This is a genomic window from Myxococcus faecalis, from assembly GCF_050039385.1.
In the GTDB taxonomy this organism is placed as follows: Bacteria; Myxococcota; Myxococcia; order Myxococcales; family Myxococcaceae; genus Myxococcus; species Myxococcus fulvus.
This window is the reverse complement of record NZ_CP144336.1, coordinates 4,109,069-4,131,991: the sequence shown is the minus strand read 5'-3', so window position 1 is coordinate 4,131,991 and position 22,923 is coordinate 4,109,069. Positions and strand designations below refer to the sequence as shown.

The following is a 22,923-nucleotide window of genomic DNA, read 5'->3' as shown; positions in this document are numbered from 1 at the left end:
GCGGCAATCCCTGTCCAGGAGGACGGCATGGCTCGAAGGATTCGTGGTGGTGGGGTGGCGGCCCTGGCGGCGGCCCTGGTGTTCGGCTCGATGACGGGCTCCGCGCTCGCGGACGACGCGAAGAAGGACCGCAAGGAGCAGAAGCGCATCGGTGAGGCCGTGGCCGAGAAGGAGCTGTATGTCGGCAAGCTGGCGCTCTTCGATGCCAAGCAGATTGCCCTGGGCAATCTGGCGTTGGAGAAGACCCAGGACGAGCAGGTGCGCACGTTCGCCCAGAAGCTGGTGGATGACCACAAGCAGCACCTGTCGGGCCTGAAGGCGTGGGCGGACAGCAAGCAGATCGAGGTGGCCACCATCGACCTGAACCAGCCCGCGTCCGGCACGGGCGGCTCCGGCGCGATGCAGGAGGGCTACGACAAGAAGATGGAAGGCGTCGACGAGCGCCTGAACAAGGCCATCACCGAGGCCGAGAAGGACCTGGACAAGCTGCGCGAGAAGAGCGGGAAGGACTTCGACAAGGACTTCCTGTCGCGCGTCGCCGATGACGGCAAGAAGGGCCAGGACATGGTGGCCGATGGCATGAAGAAGTACGAGACCGACGCCGCCTTCAGCGAGCTCTTGCGCCGCACGCGCCAGGGCATCGCGAGCAACGAGCGGCAGGCCAAGGAGATGGAGAAGGCCCTCCGCCGCTAGGACTCGCGCGCTCGACGCATGACAGCACCCGCGCGGTGACCCGGTGCTTCCGGCGTCACCGCGCGGTGTCGTCTCGGGGAGGCGCTGTGTGCGCCGCTGGGCGCCTTTCGCGCTCCCGGGTTGACGCGGTGGGCGGTGGGTGTTTATCCCGACGCATGGCGAATGCCTGGAAGTGGGTAGCTGCCTGGTGGTGTGTCGTCCTGTGCTCGTGCGCGACGTCCGCGCCCCAGGTCCCGCCTGTCCCGCCGGAGGGCGCCACGCCCGTGGGGCCGTTCCTGCCGGCGGCGCGCGCGCTCTTCGCGGGGTGCACGCCGGTGCCCGACGGCCCCACGTCGCGTGTCTATCAGTGTGGCGACTCCACGGTGTGGCTCGTCGAGCGCAAGGCCGTGACGTCCGAGCGTGTGCTGGCGCTGGCCCGGGCCCGGCTGGTGGAGCGGCTGGGCGAGCGCGTGGTGGTGGCGGAGGGCGCGCTGCCGTTGGCGGACCGCTCGTGGCCCGCGGCTCGCTTCGCGGTGTGTGACGCGGAAGGGGGAGGCACGGAGGCCTCGACGCCCTGCCGCGCGGGCGGCTACCTGGTGTCCGTGGCGGGGCCGCTCGGCCGGCAGCGGGAGCTGGGCTGCGTGGCGAAGAACAACGCCCAGCCAGCGGTGGCGCGCTGCCTGGAGCTGTTCGAGTACCTCGCGGCGAAGGGCAATCCCGAGGGGGAGCTGCTCGACGAGCAGGCGATGTTGCTGCCGCCGCGCCTGCCCTGGCGCTCGCTGGCGGTGCCCGAGAAGTGTCAGCCCTCCGAGTCCACCAGCCGCGCGGGACGCATCCGCTGCGACGACGCGTCCTTCGTGTGGAGCGTGTATCGGCCCGCGCGCACCGAGGTCACGGTCCGCTGGAGGGACCAGAGCGTGTCGGAGCTGCGCGCCGCCCTGCCCGGCGCCGGGCCCGTGAAGGAGGTGGCCTGCCTGCTGGAGCAGCAGCCCGCGCGGTGCCTGCGCTTCACCGCGCCCACGTCACGCGGGCCCCTGGTCGTCTGGGCGGGGGCGACACACTGGGATGACCGCGCGGTGTTCGCGGCGTGCAGCTTCCTCGAGTCCGAGGAGCCCGCGTTCCCCGCAGTCTGCAATGGCGCCTTCTCCGTCCCCTGAACGCAGCGAGGAAGGAGTCCGCCCGTGTACGCGTTGCAGCAGGTCTCCAAGCGCTTCGGTGACACCCTCGCGCTGGACGCGGTGACGCTCACGCTCCAGCCGGGGCGGACCACGGCGCTGCTCGGGCCGAGCGGCTGCGGGAAGTCCACGCTGGTGCGCCTGCTCAACGGGCTGCTGCGTCCGGACACGGGGCAGGTGCTGTACGCGGGACAGCCGCTGCCCACGGACGAGAAGGCCTTGCTCGCGCTGCGCCACCGCGTGGGCTACGCGCTCCAGGGCGGGGGACTCTTTCCTCATCTCACGGGTGAGGAGAACGTCGTGCTGATGGCCCGGCATCTGCGCTGGCCGGAGGCGCGCATCCGGGAGCGCCAGGCGTTGCTGGTGGAGCTGACGCGGTTCCCACCCGAGGCGCTCGCGCGCTACCCGGCGCAGCTGTCGGGAGGACAGCGGCAGCGCGTGGCGTTGATGCGCGCGTTGATGCTGGACCCGGAGGTGCTGCTGCTCGACGAGCCGCTGGGCGCTTTGGACCCGCTGGTGCGGCATGAGCTCCAGGCGGACCTGCGCGCCATCTTCGCGCGGCTCGGCAAGACGGTGGTGCTGGTGACGCATGACCTGGCGGAGGCGGGGTTCCTCGGGGATGACATCGTGCTGATGCGGGACGGGCGCGTGGTGCAACAAGGCTCGCTGACGGAGTTGGAGACCCAGCCCCAGGACACGTTCGTCACGCGCTTCATCCAGGCCCAGCGGCTGCCTCCCGGGGGAGGCGTCACCGGATGAGCGCTCGCGCGAGGTGGACCTTGCTGGTGCTCGTGCTGTCGATGGGGGCCTGCTCCCGCGCGTCGAGCACGCCGGAGGGCACGGCGTCCGTGCGCGTGGGCTCCAAGAAGTTCACCGAGTCCGTCATCCTCGGGGAGCTGGTGACGCAGCTCGCGCGGAGCACGGGCGCGAGCGTGAGACATCGACGCGAGCTCGGCGGCACCGCGGTGCTCTGGGAGGCGCTCAAGCGGGGCGAGCTGGATGTGTATCCCGAGTACACCGGCACGCTGCGCCAGGAGCTGCTCTCCGGCCGCGCGCTGCCCGATGACGCGGCCCTGCGCGCCGCGCTCGCCGAGGTGGGCCTGCGCATGAGCAAGCCCCTGGGCTTCAACAACACCTATGCCCTGGGCATGAAGGAGGCGGAGGCCGAGCGGCTGGGCATCCGCCGCATCTCGGATTTGCGCGAGCACCCGGAGCTGCGCTTCGGCTTCAGCAACGAGTTCATGGAGCGCGCCGACGGGTGGCCCGCGCTGCGAGACACCTACAAGCTCCCGCAGCGCGACGTGCGCGGCCTGGACCATGACCTCGCGTACCGCGGACTGGAGGCCAGCTCCGTGCAGGTGACGGACCTGTACTCCACGGACGCCGAAATCGCGGCCTACGGCCTGCGGGTCCTCGAGGACGACGCGCGCCACTTCCCCGCCTACGACGCCGTGCTGCTCTATCGCGAGGACCTGGAGTCGCGCGCCCCCGACGCCCTCGCGGCCGTGCTGCGCCTGCAAGGCCGTCTCTCGGAAGACGCGATGGTGAAGCTCAACGCCCGCGCCCGACTGGAGCGCGTGCCCGAGCCGCGGGTGGCCTCCGACTTCCTCGCCGCGAAGCTGGGCGTCTCCACCGAGGTCCACGGCGAGGGGCTCGTGTCCCGCGTGCTGCGCCGCACCCGCGAGCACCTGTTCCTCGTCGGCGTGTCGCTCCTGGCCGCGCTCGCGCTCGCCGTCCCGCTGGGCGTGCTCGCCGCGCGCAGCCCGCGACTGGGGCAGGGCGTGCTGGGGCTCGCCGGCATCATCCAGACGATTCCCTCGCTGGCGCTGCTGGTGGTGATGATTCCGCTGCTGGGCATCGGCTCGCGACCGGCCATCGCCGCGCTGTTCCTCTACAGCCTGCTGCCCATCGTTCGGAACACCACCGCGGGCCTCACGGGAATCCCGCTGGAGGTTCGCGAGTCCGCGGACGCGCTCGGCCTGCCTCCGCGCGCCAGGCTCTGGCGCATCGACCTGCCCATGGCCTCGCCCTCCATCCTCGCGGGCATCCAGACGGCCGCCGTCATCAACGTGGGCACCGCCACGCTGGGCGCGCTCGTCGGCGCGGGAGGCTACGGGCAGCCCATCCTCACCGGCATCCGGCTGGACGACACCCGCCTCATCCTGGAGGGCGCCGTCCCCGCCGCCGTGCTGGCCCTGCTCGTCAGCGGCCTGTTCGAGGCCCTGGGCCGCGCGCTCATCCCCAAGGGGCTGCGCCTGCGCGCCGAGTCGGAGTCACGCTGACGCCTCAGGCGGCCGAGGCGTGCGTCGGCACCGGCTCCGACACCCGCTCCGCGCGGGGCGCGTCCTTCGACAGGCCCGCCGCGCACAGCCGCACCACCGTCATCCACACGAAGTCCGCCAGCAGCAGGTGCACCAGCTGCAGCCACACCGGCGCGAGCAGCACCACGTTGACGAGCCCCGCCCCCAACTGCAGGACGTAGAGGCCGGTGAGCAGCATCGCGGACTGCTTCACCTCCGGCGACGGCCGCAGCCGCGACATCCACCGCCCCACGTACACCAGCGCCGCGCCCATCAGCACCGCGATGATGGGGTGATAGATGCGCCGGCGCACGAAGAGGTGGGCCTGGTCGTTCGCGTGCTGCGCCAGCCCCTCCGCCAGCGTCTCCGAGGGGAACAGCGTGTCCCCCAGCGCCGCCACCGCGCCGCTCACGCCCAGCAGCATCATCCCGGCCACGCACACGCCCACCAGCACGCCCACCCAGCCCTGGCCCCGGAAGGCCAGGCTCGCCCGGCCCTTCGAGAACCACACCACCAGCGTCTGCGCGCCCACCAACAGGAACGTGTTCACCAGGTGCACGCCCATCCACACCGCGCGGCCGACGGACGCGTTGTCCGCCACGTACTGGAGCAGCACGATGCCGGCGCCCACCAGCGCCTCCGTCATCATGAAGAACAGCGCCCAGTTCGCCGCCTTGCGCACCGGGTGGCCCTTGGCGTGGGCCCGCATGGCCCACACGCTCAATGCCACCGCGAGCAGCATCACCACGCCGCTGGTCAGCCGGTGGGTGTACTCGATGAGCGTCTGGACCGTCGGCTCGCGGGGCACCACCTGCCCGTTGCACACCGGCCAGTGGTCACCACAGCCCGCCCCGGAGCCCGTGGCGCGCACGAAGGCGCCCCACAGAATCACCCCCAACGTGAAGACGAGCACGCCGAGGCTGAAGCGCTGGAACGAGCGGGTCGAGGCGGGATGAGTCATCGCGCTCACCCCTTATCGCAACCGCGCTCCACCCGCCGCCCGCGCACCCCATCCAGCGTCACCCCGCCCATCAGCCCGCCTGCTCGGCTCCTCCCTCGCTCGGCGCCGGGGCATATCCGGATAGGGCCCGCCGGATGTCCCACCCGTCCTATTGGATATGCCTGCTCCCTTTGACTACCTCATTGGATGATGTCCATTGGACACTTCCCTGCCTCTAAGGGCTGGCACGTAGAGTGCTTAGCGATCGCTCAGTGCGCGACGGACCTCTCCGGAGGCTGGCGACACACGGTTTGAACAGGTGACCGCCCTCGGGCGGTCCCGGCACCCAGGGTCGAAGCTTCCCCCCTCTTGGGCCCATGGGTGTGTTCTTTGAGAGGCAACAGTCGGAAGCAGTACCGCGCTTCGGGCCGGGGTTCCCCCCCTCCCCGGCCCGGAGCGGACCTCTTCCGACGCGCGCCTCATGAGGTTCCCACAGGGGTGTGGGGAAACAGGGCGGGGCGCATCGCGGGTTGGGGTGGTTCCTCGACTTCAGCCCGCGATGCGCATCTGCTTTGCCCCCAGCACCGCCGGCAAGGGCCCGTACGCCATGGAGCGCTCGATGACGTTGCGCAGCTCGCGCACGTTGCCGGGCCACGGGTGGGCCATCAGCGCCTCCAGCGCGTCGGAGCCCAGCTGCGGTGGCGGCTGTCCCTCGGGCGTGAGCTGCCGCACGAAGTGCTGCGCCAGGGCCACCACGTCCTCGCGCCGCTCGCGCAGGGGCGGCACGCGCACCGGCACCACCTGGAGGCGGTAGTAGAGGTCCTCGCGGAAGCGGCCCTCGCGCACCAACTGGCCCAGGTCCCGGTGCGTGGCGGCCACCACGCGCACGTCGACCTCCACCGGGCGCGTCTCGCCCAGGGGGAAGACCTCGCCGTTCTCCAGCACGCGCAGGAGCTTGGGCTGTACGTCCAGCGGCAGCTCGCCAATCTCATCCAGGAACAGGGTGCCACCGTGGGCCGCGCGCAGCACGCCGGGGTGGTCCGTGGCCGCGCCGGTGAAGGCGCCCCTGCGGTAGCCGAAGAGCTGTCCCTCGAAGAGCTCCTTGGGGACGGCCGCGCAGTTGAACGCCACGTAGGGCCGCTGCGAGCGCGTGGAGAGCAGGTGCAGCGCCCGCGCGACGACCTCCTTGCCCGCGCCGGACTCGCCCGTGACGATGACGGTGGAGCGGCTGGCGGACAGGCGCGAGAGCTCCGCGCGCAGCCGCTTCATCGAGGGTGAGGCGGCGATGAAGCCCGGCAGCTCCGTCTCTCGCCCGGGCTCCTCGGACGCGGGCTCGCTCGTGCCCGACACGCCCGCTTCCACCGCCGTGAAGCCGCGCAGCGTCGCCACCTCCAGCGCGAAGCCTCCCAGCCGGGACAGGAGCGTGAGCAGCGCGCGGCCATCCACCGGCAGCGGCCCCACGACGCCCAGCCGCAGCCTGCGTCCACACCCGTCGCCGAACTCCACCTCGTCCGTGGCCGGCCGCGCGTCCAGGCCCGCGAGCACCGTGACGCGGCCCTGCGAGTCCACCTCTTCCAGCCGGGGCGCGCAGCCGGGGAACAGGCCCTCCAGCACGCCGAGCAGCTCGCGCTGGATGAGCGGCGCGCCCATGCCGCGCACGGACAGCCGCTCGAAGGGCACCACCAGCGCCTCGGAGCCCAGGCGCGTCGTGGCCCCGGGCTCGGAGGCGGGGCTGCCCGAGCCGGCCGGGCGCGCCGTGGCGGGGATGAAGTTGGGCTGCGGCGCCATGCCGATGCGGCGCAGCTCCGCGTCGCTGGCGGCCAGCAGCTCGTCGGCGGCCGGGTCTCCCTCGTGCTTGGCCAGCCACGCCAGCAGGCTGCGCGTGAAGGCCGCCATGCACACGTCGCCGGAGAGGCGGAAGGTGCCCAGCGAGGCCTCGAGCAAGTCGCGCGCCTCGCGCGTGCGGCCCTCGACGACCAGGAGCATGCCCTCGAAGCGGTGGAGCAGCGCGGAGTGCCACGCCGACGGCATCCGCTCCAGGAAGGCGCGCGTGCGGCGCAGCACCACCCGGCCTTCCTCCCGCTGCCCGGCGTAGGCGCGCGCGGCCGTCTCGTACAGCAGGCACTCACGGCGCAGGTAGGGCCAGCCGCCCAGCTCCATGCCGCGCGCTCCGGCGGCGGCGAAGCCCGCGGCGGCGCGCTGGGCGGTGCCCTCGCTCAGGTCCGCCATGGCCTCCACGAAGAGGGCGTACGCGCCGGTGAGCGAGCGCTGGATGTTGCCGTCGTACGAGGACAGGCGGGAGGCCAGCTTGCGCAGCTCCGCGGGCCGGTTCACCGTCAGCCACAGCTTCGCGCGCGTCACCGCGAGCTGCAGCGGCGTCCAGCTCAGCTCCTCCACCACGGCGTCGGCCTCCTCCAGCGCGGCCTCCGCCTCGGCGAAGCGCGCCAGGCGAATCAGCGCCTCGGCCTCTGCGCGCGCCGCGAAGATGAACGAGAAGCCGCGCGCCATGCGTCCGCCGTACGCGGCCTCGCGCGCGCGGCGCACCAGCAGCAGCGCCTCCTCTGGCTCGCACGCCTCGTCCAGCCGACGCTGCGCGAGGAAGGCGAGGTTGCGCGCCTCCAGGAACGCGTACCCCAGCCGCGCCGCGCCCTGGGCCACTTCACGGAAGCGGCGCGTGGCCTGCGTCGTCTCGCCGCGGATGGCCTCCTCGTGCGCGCACACGTCCTCGGCGAGCAGTCGCAGCGCCGGGTCCGTCACGTGGGTGAGCGCCTCCGCCACGCGCCCCGAGTAACGCGCCACCCGCTCCGTCTCACCCAGGTAGAAGGCGCCCGCCGTCTGCGCCATGCGCAAGAGGCAGCGCGCGTCCGAGTCCGGGTCCTCGACCAGCAGCGCCTCCGCGCGGGCCACGTGCGCGTCACTCTTCACGGCGTCGAACAGCTTCCCATCTGGCGACGCGTAGAGGTTCGCCGCGAGCGCGTGCACCTGCAGCTCCACGCCCCGCGGCAACAGGCCCATCTCCGCCTCGCCCAGGTGCGGCAGCAGCGTGGCGAGCGCGCCCCGGCTGTCCTCGCGTCCCCAGCGCTGCAGGTGGGACAGCCCCACCGCGGCGAGCGCCCTCGCGCCCGGGGTCCGCAGCACGCCCGACGCCAGGAGCGTGAGCAGCTCCTCCTCCGCCGCGCGCCACTCGGCCCGCTTCAGTCGGTCCAGAGCAGGCTGCAGCCGCTGGCTCTCCTCGGGGCGCAGCTCCTGGCGGGACAGGGAGGGCAGCTGAGCGCCCGTGAGCCCGCCGCCCTGCAGCTGCTTGAGCGCCTGTGCCACCCGACCTCGGGGACGCCGCGCCTGGGGCGCGTCTTCCGGCAGCTCCCAGCGATACACCGTCAGGGGGGTGACTCCCAGCATCCGGGCGAAGGCAGCACGACTCTGGCCCCCACGCAGCGCGCGGATGGCCTCGGGGCTCAGCTCCCCGCCTTCCCCCTTTTCCTCGATGCTCTCCACGACACCGAACCCCTTGTGCCCCCCGCGAACACAATCTCATGGGCCTTTTCCAGGGGGAATGCAAACGATTGAGCATTTCCCCGGATTACCCACGAGTATCACCCGTCTCGACTCGGTGCGGGGGAGCACGAAGCGCCCAACATGATGTGGGATTCACCTCCCCGATGGCGGGGGAGGTCGTTATCGTATCGCGTGCCCCGAGCCTCCGAGCCACCTCCTCCGAGCGCGCCTCCCCGCCAGCAGGACGAGCGCCTGCGCCGTCTGGAGGACGCCTTGTCGGAGGGCCAGGCCCGCGAGGACGCGGCGGTGGAGGCGTGGGTGCGCAAGACGGGGCGCCTGCCTCCCCGGAAGGTCCGCCGGCAGTGGGAGAAGCAGTGGCGCAAGGAGGCCCGGCGGGACGCGCGCAAGGCGACGCGGCCCCGCTCACGGCGGCGCTCCTCGAACGCCTCCAGGGACCCGGTCAAGGCGGCGGCCTTCATCGCGCCGGCGATCGTGTGCCTGCTCATCGCCATGGGACAGCCCCGTCGGCTGTGGTGGCTCGTCTTCGTGGCGCTGGGACTCTTCCTGGCGTCGGCGAAGTACCTGAGGCGCCCCACGGAAGAAGAGGAGGCGCAGGCCACAGGGCTCGGGGTGAAGCCCGCCACGTCCGCCGAGCCCGTGGACCCCAAGGTGGCGCGCGTGGACGCGGTGTGCGCGAAGCTGCTGGCGGAGCTGGCCCAGGGGCCCGCGGTGCTGCGCGAGGTGGTGCACGCCCCCGAGCGCACGGTGGAGGCGCTGCGCCAGGGCTGTCACGCGCTGGCGAGCCGGGAGCGGACGCTGCGCGCGCTGGCCACACCCGAGGAGGCGAGCCGGCTGGAGGAGGAGCACCGCGCGCTGTCCGCGAGGGTGGCGACGGAGCAGGACGCGGTGGTGCGTGAGCGGCTCCAGGGCGCGCTGTCCGCGCTCGAGTCGCAGCGTCAGCAGCGCGCGGAGCTGTCCACGGCGGCGGACCGGCTGGAGGCCGAGTACACGCGGCTGTTCTACACGCTGGAGGGCCTCTACGCGCAGGTGCTGCGGGTGCGCACGGCGGACGCGTCCGGCGAGGACGTCGCCGGACTGGGTCTGCGCCAGAGCGTGGAGCAGCTCGGCGCCGAGGTGGAGGCCGTGACGGAGGCGCTGGAGGAGGTCCACCGCCCGCCGGACGGCCGGGTGCGCACGCGCTGAAGCGCTACTCGCTGAGCGCGCCGCCGCGAGCCGCAGGCGCGTCCCCACCGGTCGCGACGCGCACCGTCTTCGCGTTGAGGAACTCGTGGATGCCCAGGTCCGCGAGCTCGCGCCCGTGGCCGGAGTTCTTCACCCCGCCGAAGGGCAGCCGCGCGTCGGACACCACCATCTGGTTGACGAACACCATGCCGGACTCGATGCCGTCGATGAAGCGGCGCTCTTCGCCCGCATCGCGCGTCCACACGCTGGCGCCCAGGCCGAAGGGCGTGGCGTTGGCCAGCTCCACCGCGTGCTCCACGTCGCGCGCACGCAAGAGCGTGGCCACCGGGCCGAACAGCTCGTCATGGAACGCGGGCGCGGAGGGCGGCGGGTCCGCGAGCACGGTGGGCGGATAGAAGTTGCCGGGCCGCTCCAGCGGCCTGCCGCCGAGGAGCAGCCTCGCGCCGGCCTTCACGCTCGCCTCCACCTGCGCGTGCAGGCCCTGGAGGATGCCCTGCGTGGCCAGCGGGCCCAGGTCCGTCTTCGGGTCCATGGGGTCGCCCACGGTGACCTTCTTGAGGCGCTCGACGAAGCGGCGCTCGAACTCGGCGGCGATGGGCTCGGCGACGATGAAGCGCTTGGCGGCGATGCAGGACTGGCCGTTGTTGATGAGGCGCGCGGACGCGGCCGTCTCCACCGCCTTGTCCAGGTCCGCGCTGGGCATGACGATGAACGGGTCGCTCCCGCCCAGCTCCAGCACCACCTTCTTGAGCGACTTGCCCGCGGACTGGCCCACCGCGCGGCCCGCGCCCTCGCTGCCGGTGAGCGTCACCGCGCGCACGCGGGCGTCCTCGATGACGCGGTTGACGTCGGCGGTCTCGATGAGGAGCGTCTGGAACGCGCCCTTCGGGAAGCCCGCGTCCAGGAACAGCGTCTCCAGCGCGAGCGCGCACTGGGGCACGTTGTGCGCGTGCTTGAGCAGGCCCACGTTGCCCGCCATCAGCGCGGGCGCGGCGAAGCGCACCACCTGCCAGAAGGGGAAGTTCCACGGCATGATGGCCAGCACGGGCCCCAGGGGTTGGTAGCGCACGAAGGCGGTGTCTCCGCCCACGTCGATGGGCCGGTCCTTGAGCAGCCCCTCCGCCTTGGCCACGTAGTAGCGGCACGCCGTCGCGCACTTCCTCGCCTCGGCCTTGGCGGCCTCCAGCGGCTTGCCCATCTCCTCGGTCATGATGCGGCCGTAGTGGTCCGCCCCCGCGTCCAGCAGCTCCGCGGCGCGGCGCATCCAGCGGGCGCGCTCGGCGAAGGGCGTCTGGCGGTACGCGCGGAACGTGTCCGAGGCGAGCTGGAGCCTCGACTCCAGCTGCTCCGGAGTGAGGGCGTCGAACGTGCGCAGCGTCTTGCCGGACGTCGGGTCGATGGTGGCGATGGCCATGGGAGGCTCCTTGCGGGAGCGCGGTGATAGCAGCCGGGCGCGCGCGCACAATGCCCGGTGAAGGCCAGCGTCAGGGCCCGCACGCGCCGGGGCCCCCGTGTTCCTGATATGCGACACATGTCGCCCGCGTCCGCCATGCCCCAATTCCTCGTCCTGCCCGACGGCCACCGCCTCCCCCTGGACAAGCCCGTCCTCTCCCTGGGCTCCGACGCCACGTGCGACGTGGTGCTCACGGGCACGGGCGTGAAGCCGAGCCACGCGCTGCTGTTTCGCGACGCGCGCGGCTGGAGCGTGTCCCCGGCGGGGCGCGGCTGTGACGTGCGCGTGAAGGGCCGGCGCGTGGACCTGGCGCCGCTGGAGCCCGGTGACCGCATCCGCCTGGGCACGGTGGAGGTGGAGCTGGTCGAGATGGGGGAGGGGCGCGCGGAGGGCTCGCGGACGCCCGAGCCCCGGCGCCTGGTGGCGGTGATGGCGGAGCTGTCCTCGCGGCTGCTCGCGCAGCGGCCACCGTTGGAGTTGCTCGACGTGGCGATGCGGGGCCTCGCCGACGTGGTGGGCGCGGACGTGGGCTTCCTCGTCGCGGCGGACTCGAGCCAGGGGCCCCGGCGCGTGTTGTTCGCCACCGGCGCGAAGGCCGACGCTGGGGTGGTGGACAGCCTGGTGGACCGGGTGCTGACGTCGGGCGCGCCCGTGCTCGTGGCGGACGTGGCGGCGGACGCGGCCTTGGCGAGGGCTCCGAGCCTGGAGGCGCTGCGCTTGGGCTCCGCGCTGGTGGTGCCGCTGCGCGTGGAGGTGGTGCCGTTGTCGGTGGTGTACCTGGGGCGCAAGCTCGGCGCGCCCGCTTTCACCTCGGCGGACCTGGAGGAGGCGCTGGCGCTCTGCGCGATGACGGCGCTGCTGCTGTCGACGCGGCGCGAGCTGACGGAGCTGCGCTCGCGCGTGGAGGGGCTCACGCGGCGCATCGAGGCGGCGACGTTCGAGGGGCTCATCGGCGAGTCCCCGGCGATGCGCGCGCTGTATCGCCAGGTGGAGCGGCTGGGGCCCACGCCGCTCAACGTGCTCATCCAGGGAGAGACGGGCACGGGCAAGGAGCTGGTGGCCCGCGCGCTCCATCGCCGCGGAGGACGTCCGGGGCGGCTGGTGGCCATCAACTGCGCGGCGCTGCCGGAGAGCCTCATCGAGCGCGAGCTGTTCGGCCACGCGCGCGGCGCCTTCACCGGCGCGGGCGCGGAGCGGGCGGGGCTGGTGGAGGCGGCCGACGGAGGCACGCTGTTCCTGGATGAGATTGGCGACATGCCGCTGTCGCTCCAGACGCGCCTGTTGCGCGTGGTGCAGGAGCGCGAGGTGACGCGGCTGGGGGAGCACACGCCGCGCAAGGTGGACGTGCGGGTCGTCTCCGCGACGCACGTGCCGCTGGAGGAGGCGGTGCGCAAGGGCACCTTCCGCGCGGACCTGCGCTACCGGCTGGAGGAGGTGCGCGTGGACGTGCCGCCCCTGCGCGAGCGCGGTGACGACGTGCTCCTGCTCACGCACCACGTGCTGACGCAGGAGTCGCGCAAGGCGCGGGGCCTCACCCAGAAGGCCATGGAGGCGCTGCGAGGCCATCCGTTCCCCGGCAACGTGCGCGAGCTGGTGTCGCGCGTGCGGCGCGCGGCGGTGCTGGCCACGGACGAGCTGCTGCGCCCCGAGGACCTGGAGCTGGGCGCGGAGGACGGGCCCATGGTTCCGCTGGAGGAGGCACGCGAGGCCTTCGTCCAGCGCTACGTGCGCGAGGCGATTGCCCGCTGTGGCGGCAGCAAGAAGGACGCGGCGGCGGCGCTGGGCATCGGCCTGCGCTCACTGTTCCGCTACCTGGGCGAGGGGGACTGACACGCCGCCTCCTCGGGAGGCCCTGTCCGCGTGCCAGTCCTGGCACGTTTCCCCCGTCGCTGCGCGGCTGTGAGCGCCGTTCTTCGCGCAACCCCTCGGAATCGCGGGGCTTCGCACTCGCATGAGCCCGCGGCACGGCGGTTGCGATGGGGCCTGACCATACGCCGCTGACGGAAAGGGCCGGCGCGCGGCGAGAACGACCTTCACGGAGACGAACATGAAGCGATGGCTGATGGCGCTGTTCCTGGCGGTGGTGGTGACGGGCTGTGGCAGCACGAGCGAGGACGACGACAAGAACCCGAACAACCCCGACCCGAACGACCAGGAGAAGATGCTCTGCAGCGCGAGCAAGGCCTGTCCCTCCGGGCAGTTCTGCTTCAACGGCTTGTGTGCGCTGGGCTGCCAGTCGAACGCGAACTGCGCGGCGGACCAGTACTGCGACACCGAGGACACGGGCGCGCTGGCCTCGTACTGCAAGAACAAGAAGGTGCCGACGTGCACCTCCGACACCCAGTGCCTGAGCAACCAGACCTGCATCGAGGGCCTGTGCAGCCTGCGTCCGCCCGCGAACCCGCCCACGTGCGACCCGAACACGTCCGACTTCAAGGATGGCTGCGACACCTACTCGGTGTGCATGGACCCGGATGACGACGGGGCGCGCCAGCCGTACTGCGCCAGCTTCGCGCCGTGCGCCGAGGACGGGGCCTGCCCGGTGGGCCTGGGCGGCGCGGTGTGCAACGACGGCTACCTGTCGAACAAGGGCCGCTTCTGCATGCAGGGCCTCTGCCGCGACAACTCCAACTGCCCCTCGGAGTGGAGCTGCGTGAAGCCCTTCACGGGCTCGGTCATCGGCTTCTGCAGCCCGGGCGCCTTCGGCTTCCCGTGCCAGGAGAACTCGCAGTGCAAGAGCGGCCAGTGCTTCGGCGCGCCGGGCTTCATGGGCACCTGCATGTAGCAGGGCGCTGAAGTCGGTCCTCGTGCTTCCAGGGAGCACGAGGGCCGTGCCTCGCGGGGGCTCGCGCTCCCGCGGGGATTTGCGCGTAGAGTGGCGAGGCCTTGCTGATGCGTCGCTTCCTTTCCTGCTGTGGGCTGGTCGTGCTCGTGCTGCTGTTCGCGCCGGGCTGTCCTCTCGACATCCGTGTCCGCTGTGACGAGTCACACGCCTGCGCCTCGAACGAGGTCTGCGTGCGGGGAGGCTGTGAGCCTCGGGCCGTGGAGCGGGTGGGGGAGGACTGTGACGGGGACTCGGAATGCGGCCCCGGGCTCACCTGCGGCCTGGGCTTTCCGGGGGGGTACTGCCTGCTCGAGTGCTCCGCCGACGCGCCATGTCCCTCGGGCACCGTGTGCGCGAAGGACCTGGGGGTCTGCCTGCTCGGGTGCGGCGAGGACTGCTACCGCCCGGGCTACGGCTGTGGCCCGGTGCCCGACTCCTCGGGACTGCTGAACGCCTGCGTGCCCGTCGCGACGCAGGCGGATGGGGGTGGCTCGGACGGCGGCGGTGGCGCGGATGGGGGTGGCGGCCTGGATGCCGGGTGCACGACCGCGGTTTGCGAGGCGCCGGACGCGGGCTGCTCGGGTCCGACGTGTGGTTCGTCGGATGGGGGCTGCGCGGCCACGGTGGGGATGGGGGGCGCGTGTACTCGCGCCTGTGAGTGCCTGGAGGCAGCCGCGGCCTGCGTGGAAGGGCGGTGCGCGGAGACGTGCACGTCCGACTTCACGTGCCGGGATGGGCGACGTTGCAACAACGACGAATGCGAGGTGGGGCCCCGGTTGGGTGAGGCCTGCAAGGACCCGTTCGACTGCGCGGACACCGCGAGGTGCCGTCCGGAGCGGCCCCGGTGCGAGGAGTCCTGCAACCCGAACGCGGGAGGCGGCATCTGTCCCGCGGGCTACCAGTGCGCGTTGGATGGGCTGTGTGTGCGGGAGTGCACGGGAATCCCTGAATCGACGGGGGAAGTCTGTGAGAACTCGTGGGACTGCGCGACGTGCGCGGTGTGCCTGAGCTCGGGGGCGGAGTCGCGGTGTCGGCGCACCTGTCGGCTGGACAGGGACTGCCCCGGGGGTGCCGTGGGAGCGTGCGAGCAGGTGGGCGAGACGAAGGCCTGCCGGCTGTAGCACTTGGGTTGCTCGCGGGAGGCGGCTCCCCGAGAATGCGCCCGTGATGAAGGGTGAGGTGGTTTCGGGCCGCTACCGACTCGAGCGGGAGCTGGGGCGTGGGGGGATGGCCACGGTCTTCCTGGCCGTGGACCTGCGCCTGTCCCGGCCCGTGGCGTTGAAGCGGATGCACCCCGGCAAGGACCCCGGGCGCGTGGAGCGCTTCCGACGCGAGGCCGAGCTGGCGGCCTCCCTGCACCACCCCAACATCCTGGAGGTGCACGACTTTGGTGAGGACGCGGAAGGGCCGTTCCTCGTCTGTGAGTGGGTGCGGGGCGAGGACCTGCGCAGCCTCGCGGCGAGGCTCGGGCCGGTGCCGCCCGAGGCGGCGCTGGTGCTGGGCTGGGAGCTGGCGCGGGCCCTGTCCGCGGCGCACGCGAGCGGCGTCGTGCACCGCGACGTGAAGCCGGACAACGTGTTGGTGGCGGAGGGCGGGCCGCTGAAGCTGGCGGACTTCGGGCTGGCCGCGCTGGAGGACCAGGAGCGGCTGACGAGCACGGGCGCGGTGACGGGCTCGCTGGCGTACATGGCGCCCGAGCGCATCGACACGGGCGCCTTCTCTCCAGCCTCGGATGTGTATGCCGTGGGGGTCATCCTGTTCGAGCTGGTCTCGGGCGGAACGCCGCACGCGGGCAAGGGCGCCGCGCACCTGGCGGCCTCGGTGATGACGCGGGATGCGCCGTCGTTGACGGAGGTGGTGCCGGGGACGCCCGAGTCCCTGTCGGCCCTGGTGTCGAGGTGTCTGGCGAGGGATGCCCGGAACAGGCCGACGGACGGCGGCGTGCTGGCGGCGGAGCTGGAGGCGCTGCTGCGGCAGGAGGTGGGGCCGCCCGCCGAGGTGGCTCGCGAGTTCTTGAGCAACCCCATGGCGGGTGCCATCCAGTGGCGGAAGTCTCGCTTCCAGCGATTGCTCGCGGAGGGGCGTACGCTGCTGGCGAAGGGCGAGGGTGCTCGCGCCGCGAAGGTGCTCAACGCCGCGTTGGCGTTGGAGCCTACGTCGTCCGAGGTGGTGGCCTTGCTGCGGGAGCGGCAGCGGCCCAGGAACTCGCGGGCGTGGTGGGCCGCGGGGTTCGTGCTCTGCGCGGCGACGGGGTTGGGTGGATGGACGTTGTCTCGCCATCGCGAGGCGTCGCGAGCCGAGGATGTGCTTTTGGTGCCAGGGGCCGGGGACTCGACGCTGTCCCCGGATGACGCGACACAGCTCCGTGAAGGTCCGTCGGGTGCACGCGCCGACGACGCGACGTCGCTCCGTGAAGGTCTTTCGGGTGCGCGGGCCGAGGACGCGACCTCGTCCCGGGATGGACAGGCAGGCGCAGAGGGCGAGGGCTCGACGCCGTCCCGAGGGGAAAGGGCGGGCGCACGAGCCTCGGACGTTGGAGAGGCAGGCGCGGGGAAGGCGTCGTGCGCGGAGGGAGGCTCCTCTTCGGAATGTCTGAAGGCGCTCGCGCGAGGGAGCGAGGACGCGGGGCGCGGAGCCGAGCCCCTCCTGGATGATGGGCTGGGAGGCGAGAGTGTCAGCGCGGCGCGCGAGGCTCTCGCCGAGCTGTCGCGGACGCAGGCGAAGAAGTCGATGGGTGCTCGGTCCACCGGAGGCCCTTCGGGGCGCGCTGGGAGCGCCTCCGTGCCTACGGCTCCGCGTCCGAGCACCGTGGGCGAGACGACCGCGGGGGCTTCGACGCAGCCGGAGCCGACCCCGGACACGGACGTCGCGGACGCTGGCGAATCGAATACACGGGGAGACGTGACGTCGGTAGCGCATGCCCCCGTGGGAGATTCAGTGAAGCCGGAGTCGATGGAGGGCTCCCCTGTCGTTCCCGTGACGGGTGACCCCGCGCCGACGGCGAGTTCGGACGCGAGTGCCGCCGCGCCCGCGAGCCCCGGGGTGCTGAAGCTGACGGCGCGCCCGTGGGCGGAGGTCTTCGTGAACGGAGAGAGCCGGGGGTACACGCCTCGGGTGCGCGAGGTCTCGTTGCCCGCGGGGACGCACCATCTGCGCTTCGCCAACTCGTTGTGTGACGAGGTGGAGATGCAGGTGTCGCTCGCGCCTGGGGAGACGGTGACGCGGGACGTGGTGTTGCCGTTGCGCAAGGCGGAGGTGCTCATCCTCGCGCCCGTGGGCTCGCGGCTCTTCGTGGACGGCCGGGAGGTGGGCGTGGCGCCGCTGGCGAGCGCGGTGAAGGTGGAGCATGGCCGCCACACCGTGACGGCGCGGCGCGCGGGTGCGCCCGTGTTGCAGCGTGAGGTGGACGCGGTGGCGGGACGGCAGCTCGAGGTCTCGATGGAGGGGCCGCCGTGATGATGGGGTTGGCCCTGGTGCTCGGGGTGCTCGCCGCGTCGCCGTTGGATGGCGCGCGGGAGGCCTACCAGTCCGGTGAGCTGTCCCGGGCGCGCGCGGAGCTGGAGTCATTGCTCTATCCATTGCGGCTCGATGGCGACGAGCTGGAGGCGCATGCGCACCTGCTGCTCGGGGCGACGTGGCATGCGCAGGAGGAGCTGGCGCGCGCCGAGGACGAGGTCGTGCGCGGGCTGGCCGCCCACGAGGGCGCGGCGTTGGACCCGCTGTTGTATCCGCCGGACTTCCTCGCCTTCGTGGAGCGCGCGAGGACCCAGCATGCCTCGCGCATCGCGGAGCTGCGGGCCGAGCGACGTCCGCGCCTGATGCCTCCGCCGACGCCCATCGCCACGCCGGTGCGCGAGGTCGCGACACGAGAGGCGCCTCCGACGATGTCCCGGGCCTGGTACCTGGCGCCGATGGGCGTGGGGCACTTCAAGCAGGGACGCTCGGGGATGGGCACGGCGCTGGCGGTGAGCCAGGGCCTGGGGCTCGCGATGGCGGGTGTGTCGCTGGGGACGTCGCTGTCGCTGCGGGGCCCGGATGGGCGCTACAGCGCGAAGGACGAGGGGACGGCGCGCACGCTGAACGTGACGTACCTGGTGGGCGCCTATGCCTTCGCGGCGGCGTATGCGTATGGTGTGTTCGACGGGCTGGTGCTGACGCCCGAGCCGCCCGCTCGCCCGGTGCCCTGAGGGACGGGCGGGATTTTCGTGCCGCGCCGCGCCCTTTTAGGGAAGGCAGGAGGACTGGAGACCGCCATGACGACCGACATCATCCGCGAGCGCCGCTTCAACCCCATCATCGCTGGTGTGTTGTCGTTCTTCTTCCCGGGGTTGGGGCAGCTCTACAAGGGGCAGCTCTTCCGGGCCATCCTGTGGTTCTGCTTCGTGGGCGCGGGGTACTGGTTCTTCGTGTTCCCCGGCATCGTGCTGCACTTCTTCTGCGTGCTGGGCGCCGCGTTCGGCAGTGCGGGGCAGGACCGGTTCCGGCTGTCGCGGTAGCGGCGCGCCGTGACGGAACGATGACCGCTCGCGGGACGTCCGCCCGCCAGCCGCGTCTCGCGTCCGTGTACCCAGGTGACTGTCCCTTCCAGCAAGGAGCAGCCGCATGGGTATGTCCGTCGGTGGTGGCCGGGGTGGCGTGAAGAGTGAGATCAACGTCACGCCCCTGGTCGACGTGGTGCTGGTCCTCCTCATCATCTTCATGGTGGTGACGCCGATGATGCAGCGAGGCCAGCAGGTGGCCCTTCCTCCGTCGCGACAGCCGGACGAAGAGAAGGCGACCCCGAGGGATCCGCTCATCCTCTCGATGACGTCGGACCGCCGGCTGTTCGTGGAGGCGGAGTCGTACGCGGACGAGAAGGCCTTCCAGGCGAGGCTCCAGGCCGCGATTCGAGCGGAGCCGGACCGGCGCTTGTTGCTCAAGGCGGACCAGTCGCTCACCCATGGTGACGTGCTGAAGGTGATGCGACTGGCCCAGGGCGCCGGGGCGAAGCAGGTGGCGCTCGCGGTGGTGAAGCCCGGAGAGGGCGCTTCACCGTAGGCCCGTGTGTCGAGCGGCTACTCCAGCTCCAGCTCGACACCGCCTCCGAGGCGCAGCGCGAGGTTGACCAGGGCGCCGGTGATGAGGCCGAGAACGAAGCCCGCGAGGCCGTAGAGGATGACGGCTCCCACCATCAGGAGGAGCCCGCCGCCCAGTCCCAGCTCGCCCAGGTGCAGGCCCTTGCCGAGGATGGCGTAGGTGCGAGACGAGCCGAGCAGCAGCACCGCCATGCTCGTCAGTGTTCCCACGGTGACGCCAATCAACGCATAGAAAGCACCCAGACACTTGCCGAGCGAGATGGCGCCGACACCGCGAATCACTGTCATTCCAAGTCCTCCCCCTCCGCCAGGACTGGCGGCACTTCGCTCCCCTCTAAGGGGCCGAGGACCTGGGCGAAAATGAAGGCCCCTCGATCAGTCAGACTCTTACGGGTTGATGGCGCGGTACGGAGTCGCTCCGCCAGGGGGGACGAGGTGGAAGAGGGTCCTCATCTGGGCCCGAAGCCAGTCCCTTGATAACCTGTCCAGGCGCTGCTGTGATTGCTCCGGCTTTGTGCCTCCAGTTACCGTATCCCGACTTCACGTTGTCCGTGAGAAGCAGTCCCTGCCGTGGGAGTAGCAGGCGCGACTCCTCGTAATGCGTTGCTGCCAAGATTTTCAAGGCTGTGCTGAAACTCCGATAGAACCGCGTCGTGGTGTGATTCGAGCCGGCTTGATCCTGGGTTGTTGCACGAGGCGGAGTGGTTGCTCATTTGTGCTGAATGCGATGCGACGGGACCAGGGCGCAGAGGTGAGGCAGGGGGAGTTCGGGATGACGAAGTCTGGCGAGGGGAGTCTTGGATTGAGAGCAGCGCTTTTTTGGAATGGTGTGTGTCATGGAGGGCGTCCCGAGTTGTGTTTGTGTTGACTTGTCGGAAGTCGTGCTACTTCGAAGGTGGTTCGCCTCGTGGTAGTGTGGGGACTTGAACATCGCAATCTAGTTTCCAAGTTGACCAGCGGCTCTCGTCGGATGATCGCAGCGGGACGTACTCGACACTAATGATCTTGTTGAGGATGTCGGAATATTTCGTGAAGCCACCGCTGTAGTCAGTGAGTTCGATGTTGGGGCCAAGTTTTCCTTTGTAAGTCAATCTATGGACCGATGAGTGTTCGCGATTTTGAATCTTTATCGTCAAGGTCTTGTCGCTTGCCAGGACTTCCATTTCAGAGTCCTCGTTGCTGAAGTGCTCGACTTTTGGCCAGAATGATCCGCTCATGCATTGATTTAGAGTCAAGACCTCTAGGCTGCATTGTCCTAGCGTGCAGGATAATCTTGCTGTGTGAATGCCTCGACTCAGTTTTCCATTTTCCTTTTGCCGGAAAGTCCAGTTGGCAGAGAGGATTGGGGTCTGTGGAGTCTGTGTTGCTGCGGAGAGGGGAATTGTGAGTATTGCGAACAGGCATGCCATGGTGGATTTTTGCATCCTGACTTCCTTTGTATTGAGTGGGTTTAGTAGGCTTGGTGGGTGTTTTTTTGTTTTGCTGATATCTTGGGGGTGGCAAGGGTTTTGGGTGGGTGACTTGTCTGATTTGTATGGCTTGTGGGTTGGTTCGTTTGGGGTTTGGCTGGAATTGGTGGGATTTGCTTGGACGTGTGGGTGTTTCGTGATCTTATCAAGATTGCGCGGGACCTCGTAAGGGAGGGGACGGATTTGCGGAGATTCATCACGAAGGGGCTCGAGGAGTAGGTCGTGGAACGACGCTTCTTTGCACTGAGTGCAGACATGTACGTGAAGGGGCGTTGGTATCTGTCGGACCCCGTCGATTCAGAGGGAGCGGAGATCGACGACATCTGGCAGTTCACCGAAGGACGCCCCTTGGAAAATCAAGAGCCGTTGCGAATACCGATTCAGCGCCCCGGAGAGCCGCTCGATATCGAGTTCGCGGGTGCTGGCAAGGCGCCGGTTGTCAGTGAGCGGGTGGCCGCCGTCTTCCGTGAGCAGGCCTCCGACGACGTGCAGCTCTTCCCTGTATGCGTCGATGGAAGAGCGGAGCCCTACTTCATCCTCAATGCTGTTCGGACGCTCCGCTGCATTGACGAGGCTGCCTGTCGTGAAGTGCAGCACTTCACCGCGGACGAAGAGATGTTCGCGGAGCGGGCAGGTCAGTATCGCTATGTGGGCGGTTTGCGCATCGACAAGTCGAAGGTCGGTGGAGTGCGGGTGTTCCGCCTGTGGGGCTGGCCCTTGCCGCTCATCGTCGACGAAGAGGTCAAGGAGGCTCTGGAGGCGAACGGCATCTTCGGTGGGAAGTTCGAAGAGGTCTGAAGACCCCCGGGCATCCCGCCGTCAGTCGGACTCCTCCTCGTCGAACAGGCCGGTCGGCAGGCCGTCGATGCTGTGCGCGTTCTTCTTGCGCCGGTACTCCGTCAGCCCGTCCTCGCCCTTGCTCTCCGCCCATCGCGTGAGCGTGGGCCTGTCACTGGTGAACTCGTACAGGGGCACGCTGTAGCCGCAGGACTTCTGCACGAGGTCGATGTCGAGCTTCACCATCTGCCGCGCCCCCAGCGGCTCCACGCCGCCGAACTCGTGGGCCAAGAGCCGCGTGTACTCGGCGCTGCCCCGACGCAGCACCTGTCCCCGCCCATAGAGGCGCAGAATCATCGGCGGCCCCTCGAAGGCGCAGAACATGAGCGTGAGTCGCCCGTCGGCGCGCAGGTGCGCGGCCGTCTCGTTCCCGCTGCCGGTGAGGTCCAGGTAGACGACCTCGTTGGGCCCGAGCACGCGCAGCGAGTCGAGCCCCTTGGGGGACAGGTTCACCCGTCCCGTGCTGGCGGCGGAGGCCGTGAAGAACATCCGCTGGCGCAGGATGAAGTCGCGGTGGAGGGGCTCGAGGTGCGGATACTGGGTGGCCATGAGGAGTCCCGAGGGCAGGCGCGTCGAAGGCGTGGAGGACAGCGGACACTCAGCGCTTCCCAGGAGTCTCGGGGCGCACATCCATGCATAGTGTCACGAACATGTGGCGTGGCTTGTGGGCTCAGTGGGCGCGGATGTCGGACCGGAACGTGGCGGTGACGCGGCTCTTCGGGATGCTGCTGCTCCTGGCGGTGTGCTGCCTGGGCTTCATCGCGCTCTCGGACGAGGTGACGGAGGGCGAGACGCAGGACTTCGACGAGCGCGTGCTGCGCCTGCTGCGCAGCCCCCAGGACCCGTCCCTTCCCCGAGGCCCCTGGTGGCTGCGGCTCACCGCGGAGGACGTGACGTCGCTCGGCGGCGCGCCGGTGCTCTTCCTGGTGACGCTCGCGGTGTGCGGCTTCCTGCTCCTGGTGCGTCGCTACCGGACGTTGCTGCTGGTGCTCGTGGCCACCGTGGGCGGCACGCTGCTCAACGGCCTGCTCAAGCAGTTCTTCTCTCGCCCCCGTCCCTCCGTGGTCCCGCACCTCAAGGAGGTGATGACGACCAGCTTCCCGAGTGGCCACGCGATGCTGTCCGCCATCGTCTACCTCACCCTCGGCGCGCTCCTGGCGCAGCTCACCGAGCGCCGACGCCTCAAGGCGTACATCCTCACCGTGTCGCTCCTGCTCCCGGTGCTCGTGGGCCTGACGCGCGTGTACCTGGGCGTGCACTACCCCACGGACGTGTTGGGCGGCTGGGTGGCGGGGCTCGCGTGGGCGCTGCTCACCGCGCTCTCCGCGCGGGGCCTGCGCCGTCGCAGCCCGGCCCTGCGTGAAGAGGCCCGGCGTAAGGTGGAGTGAACGCCGCCCTCGTCCACCAGGGCCGCTTGGTCGCCCGGTCGCCGACTTCCGGACCCTCTCAGCGGCTGAGAGCAAACGACCCCCGTCTGCGC

At 70.7% G+C, this 22,923-nt stretch carries 19 protein-coding genes; 14 read left to right on the top strand and 5 right to left on the bottom strand.

The window, feature by feature from the left end:
• The first annotated feature begins 27 nt into the window (after positions 1–27).
• The 4 genes from VZQ01_RS16370 (at position 28) to VZQ01_RS16355 (ending at position 4,129) form a co-directional block, all read left to right on the top strand.
• Positions 28–693, top strand: coding sequence for a DUF4142 domain-containing protein (locus VZQ01_RS16370; RefSeq protein ID WP_223749862.1), 666 nt, complete (start codon positions 28–30; stop codon positions 691–693).
• Positions 694–848: 155 nt separating this feature from the next.
• Complete coding sequence (locus VZQ01_RS16365) at positions 849–1,829, top strand: hypothetical protein (protein WP_223749863.1); 981 nt, start codon at positions 849–851, stop codon at positions 1,827–1,829.
• A 24-nt stretch (positions 1,830–1,853) separates the two neighbouring features.
• Positions 1,854–2,606, top strand: coding sequence for an ATP-binding cassette domain-containing protein (locus tag VZQ01_RS16360; RefSeq protein WP_408888278.1), 753 nt, complete (start codon positions 1,854–1,856; stop codon positions 2,604–2,606).
• Complete coding sequence (locus VZQ01_RS16355) at positions 2,603–4,129, top strand: ABC transporter permease/substrate-binding protein (protein WP_426748320.1); 1,527 nt, start codon at positions 2,603–2,605, stop codon at positions 4,127–4,129. The genes VZQ01_RS16360 and VZQ01_RS16355 overlap by 4 nt, the downstream gene beginning before the upstream one ends.
• A 4-nt stretch (positions 4,130–4,133) precedes the next feature.
• Here the strand turns inward: VZQ01_RS16355 and VZQ01_RS16350 are convergent, their stop codons facing one another.
• Both VZQ01_RS16350 and VZQ01_RS16345 read right to left on the bottom strand, forming a co-directional pair.
• A complete protein-coding gene (locus VZQ01_RS16350; RefSeq protein ID WP_223749866.1) occupies positions 4,134–5,108 on the bottom strand; it encodes a COX15/CtaA family protein in 975 nt (324 codons plus the stop codon).
• A 528-nt stretch (positions 5,109–5,636) separates the two neighbouring features.
• On the bottom strand, positions 5,637–8,582 hold the full coding sequence (locus tag VZQ01_RS16345) for a sigma 54-interacting transcriptional regulator (RefSeq protein ID WP_426748319.1): 2,946 nt from the start codon (positions 8,580–8,582) through the stop codon (positions 5,637–5,639).
• Positions 8,583–8,774: 192 nt separating this feature from the next.
• Between VZQ01_RS16345 and VZQ01_RS16340 the strand changes: the two genes are divergently transcribed.
• Positions 8,775–9,785: a hypothetical protein gene (locus VZQ01_RS16340; RefSeq protein ID WP_223749868.1), complete on the top strand. Its 1,011-nt coding sequence runs from the start codon at positions 8,775–8,777 to the stop codon at positions 9,783–9,785.
• Positions 9,786–9,789: 4 nt separating this feature from the next.
• Here VZQ01_RS16340 and VZQ01_RS16335 read toward each other — a convergent pair whose 3' ends face one another.
• Entirely contained in the window at positions 9,790–11,199 is a 1,410-nt protein-coding gene (locus VZQ01_RS16335) for an NAD-dependent succinate-semialdehyde dehydrogenase (protein ID WP_426748318.1), read from the bottom strand.
• Positions 11,200–11,334: 135 nt separating this feature from the next.
• Between VZQ01_RS16335 and VZQ01_RS16330 the strand changes: the two genes are divergently transcribed.
• The 7 genes from VZQ01_RS16330 to VZQ01_RS16300 all read left to right on the top strand — a co-directional run bounded on the left by VZQ01_RS16330 (position 11,335) and on the right by VZQ01_RS16300 (position 19,099).
• Entirely contained in the window at positions 11,335–13,068 is a 1,734-nt protein-coding gene (locus VZQ01_RS16330; RefSeq protein WP_267698294.1) for a sigma 54-interacting transcriptional regulator, read from the top strand.
• A gap of 217 nt (positions 13,069–13,285) precedes the next feature.
• Complete coding sequence (locus tag VZQ01_RS16325) at positions 13,286–14,023, top strand: Dickkopf N-terminal cysteine-rich domain-containing protein (RefSeq protein WP_141331118.1); 738 nt, start codon at positions 13,286–13,288, stop codon at positions 14,021–14,023.
• Between the two features lie 107 nt (positions 14,024–14,130).
• Positions 14,131–15,183 carry a hypothetical protein gene (locus VZQ01_RS16320; protein ID WP_223749871.1) on the top strand — a complete coding sequence of 351 codons (1,053 nt, stop codon included), beginning with the start codon at positions 14,131–14,133 and terminating at the stop codon, positions 15,181–15,183.
• 46 nt (positions 15,184–15,229) lie between these two features.
• Entirely contained in the window at positions 15,230–17,518 is a 2,289-nt protein-coding gene (locus VZQ01_RS16315) for a serine/threonine-protein kinase (RefSeq protein WP_426748317.1), read from the top strand.
• A complete protein-coding gene (locus VZQ01_RS16310) occupies positions 17,518–18,249 on the top strand; it encodes a hypothetical protein (protein ID WP_426748316.1) in 732 nt (243 codons plus the stop codon). Before VZQ01_RS16315 ends, VZQ01_RS16310 begins: the two co-directional genes overlap by 1 nt.
• Before the next feature lie 66 nt (positions 18,250–18,315).
• The gene (locus VZQ01_RS16305; protein ID WP_046710746.1) at positions 18,316–18,558 is read left to right on the top strand and encodes a hypothetical protein; all 243 of its coding nucleotides are present in this window, start codon (positions 18,316–18,318) and stop codon (positions 18,556–18,558) included.
• A gap of 106 nt (positions 18,559–18,664) precedes the next feature.
• The gene (locus VZQ01_RS16300) at positions 18,665–19,099 is read left to right on the top strand and encodes a biopolymer transporter ExbD (protein ID WP_426748315.1); all 435 of its coding nucleotides are present in this window, start codon (positions 18,665–18,667) and stop codon (positions 19,097–19,099) included.
• 17 nt (positions 19,100–19,116) lie between these two features.
• Here the strand turns inward: VZQ01_RS16300 and VZQ01_RS16295 are convergent, their stop codons facing one another.
• Entirely contained in the window at positions 19,117–19,425 is a 309-nt protein-coding gene (locus VZQ01_RS16295; RefSeq protein WP_223749875.1) for a hypothetical protein, read from the bottom strand.
• 1,403 nt (positions 19,426–20,828) lie between these two features.
• On the opposite strand from VZQ01_RS16295, the gene VZQ01_RS16290 reads away from it, so the two are divergent.
• Positions 20,829–21,404 carry an imm11 family protein gene (locus VZQ01_RS16290; protein ID WP_426748314.1) on the top strand — a complete coding sequence of 192 codons (576 nt, stop codon included), beginning with the start codon at positions 20,829–20,831 and terminating at the stop codon, positions 21,402–21,404.
• 21 nt (positions 21,405–21,425) lie between these two features.
• Here VZQ01_RS16290 and VZQ01_RS16285 read toward each other — a convergent pair whose 3' ends face one another.
• Complete coding sequence (locus VZQ01_RS16285; protein WP_426748313.1) at positions 21,426–21,992, bottom strand: pyridoxamine 5'-phosphate oxidase family protein; 567 nt, start codon at positions 21,990–21,992, stop codon at positions 21,426–21,428.
• A 134-nt stretch (positions 21,993–22,126) separates the two neighbouring features.
• Between VZQ01_RS16285 and VZQ01_RS16280 the strand changes: the two genes are divergently transcribed.
• On the top strand, positions 22,127–22,831 hold the full coding sequence (locus tag VZQ01_RS16280; RefSeq protein ID WP_426748312.1) for a phosphatase PAP2 family protein: 705 nt from the start codon (positions 22,127–22,129) through the stop codon (positions 22,829–22,831).
• Positions 22,832–22,923 lie beyond the last annotated feature (92 nt).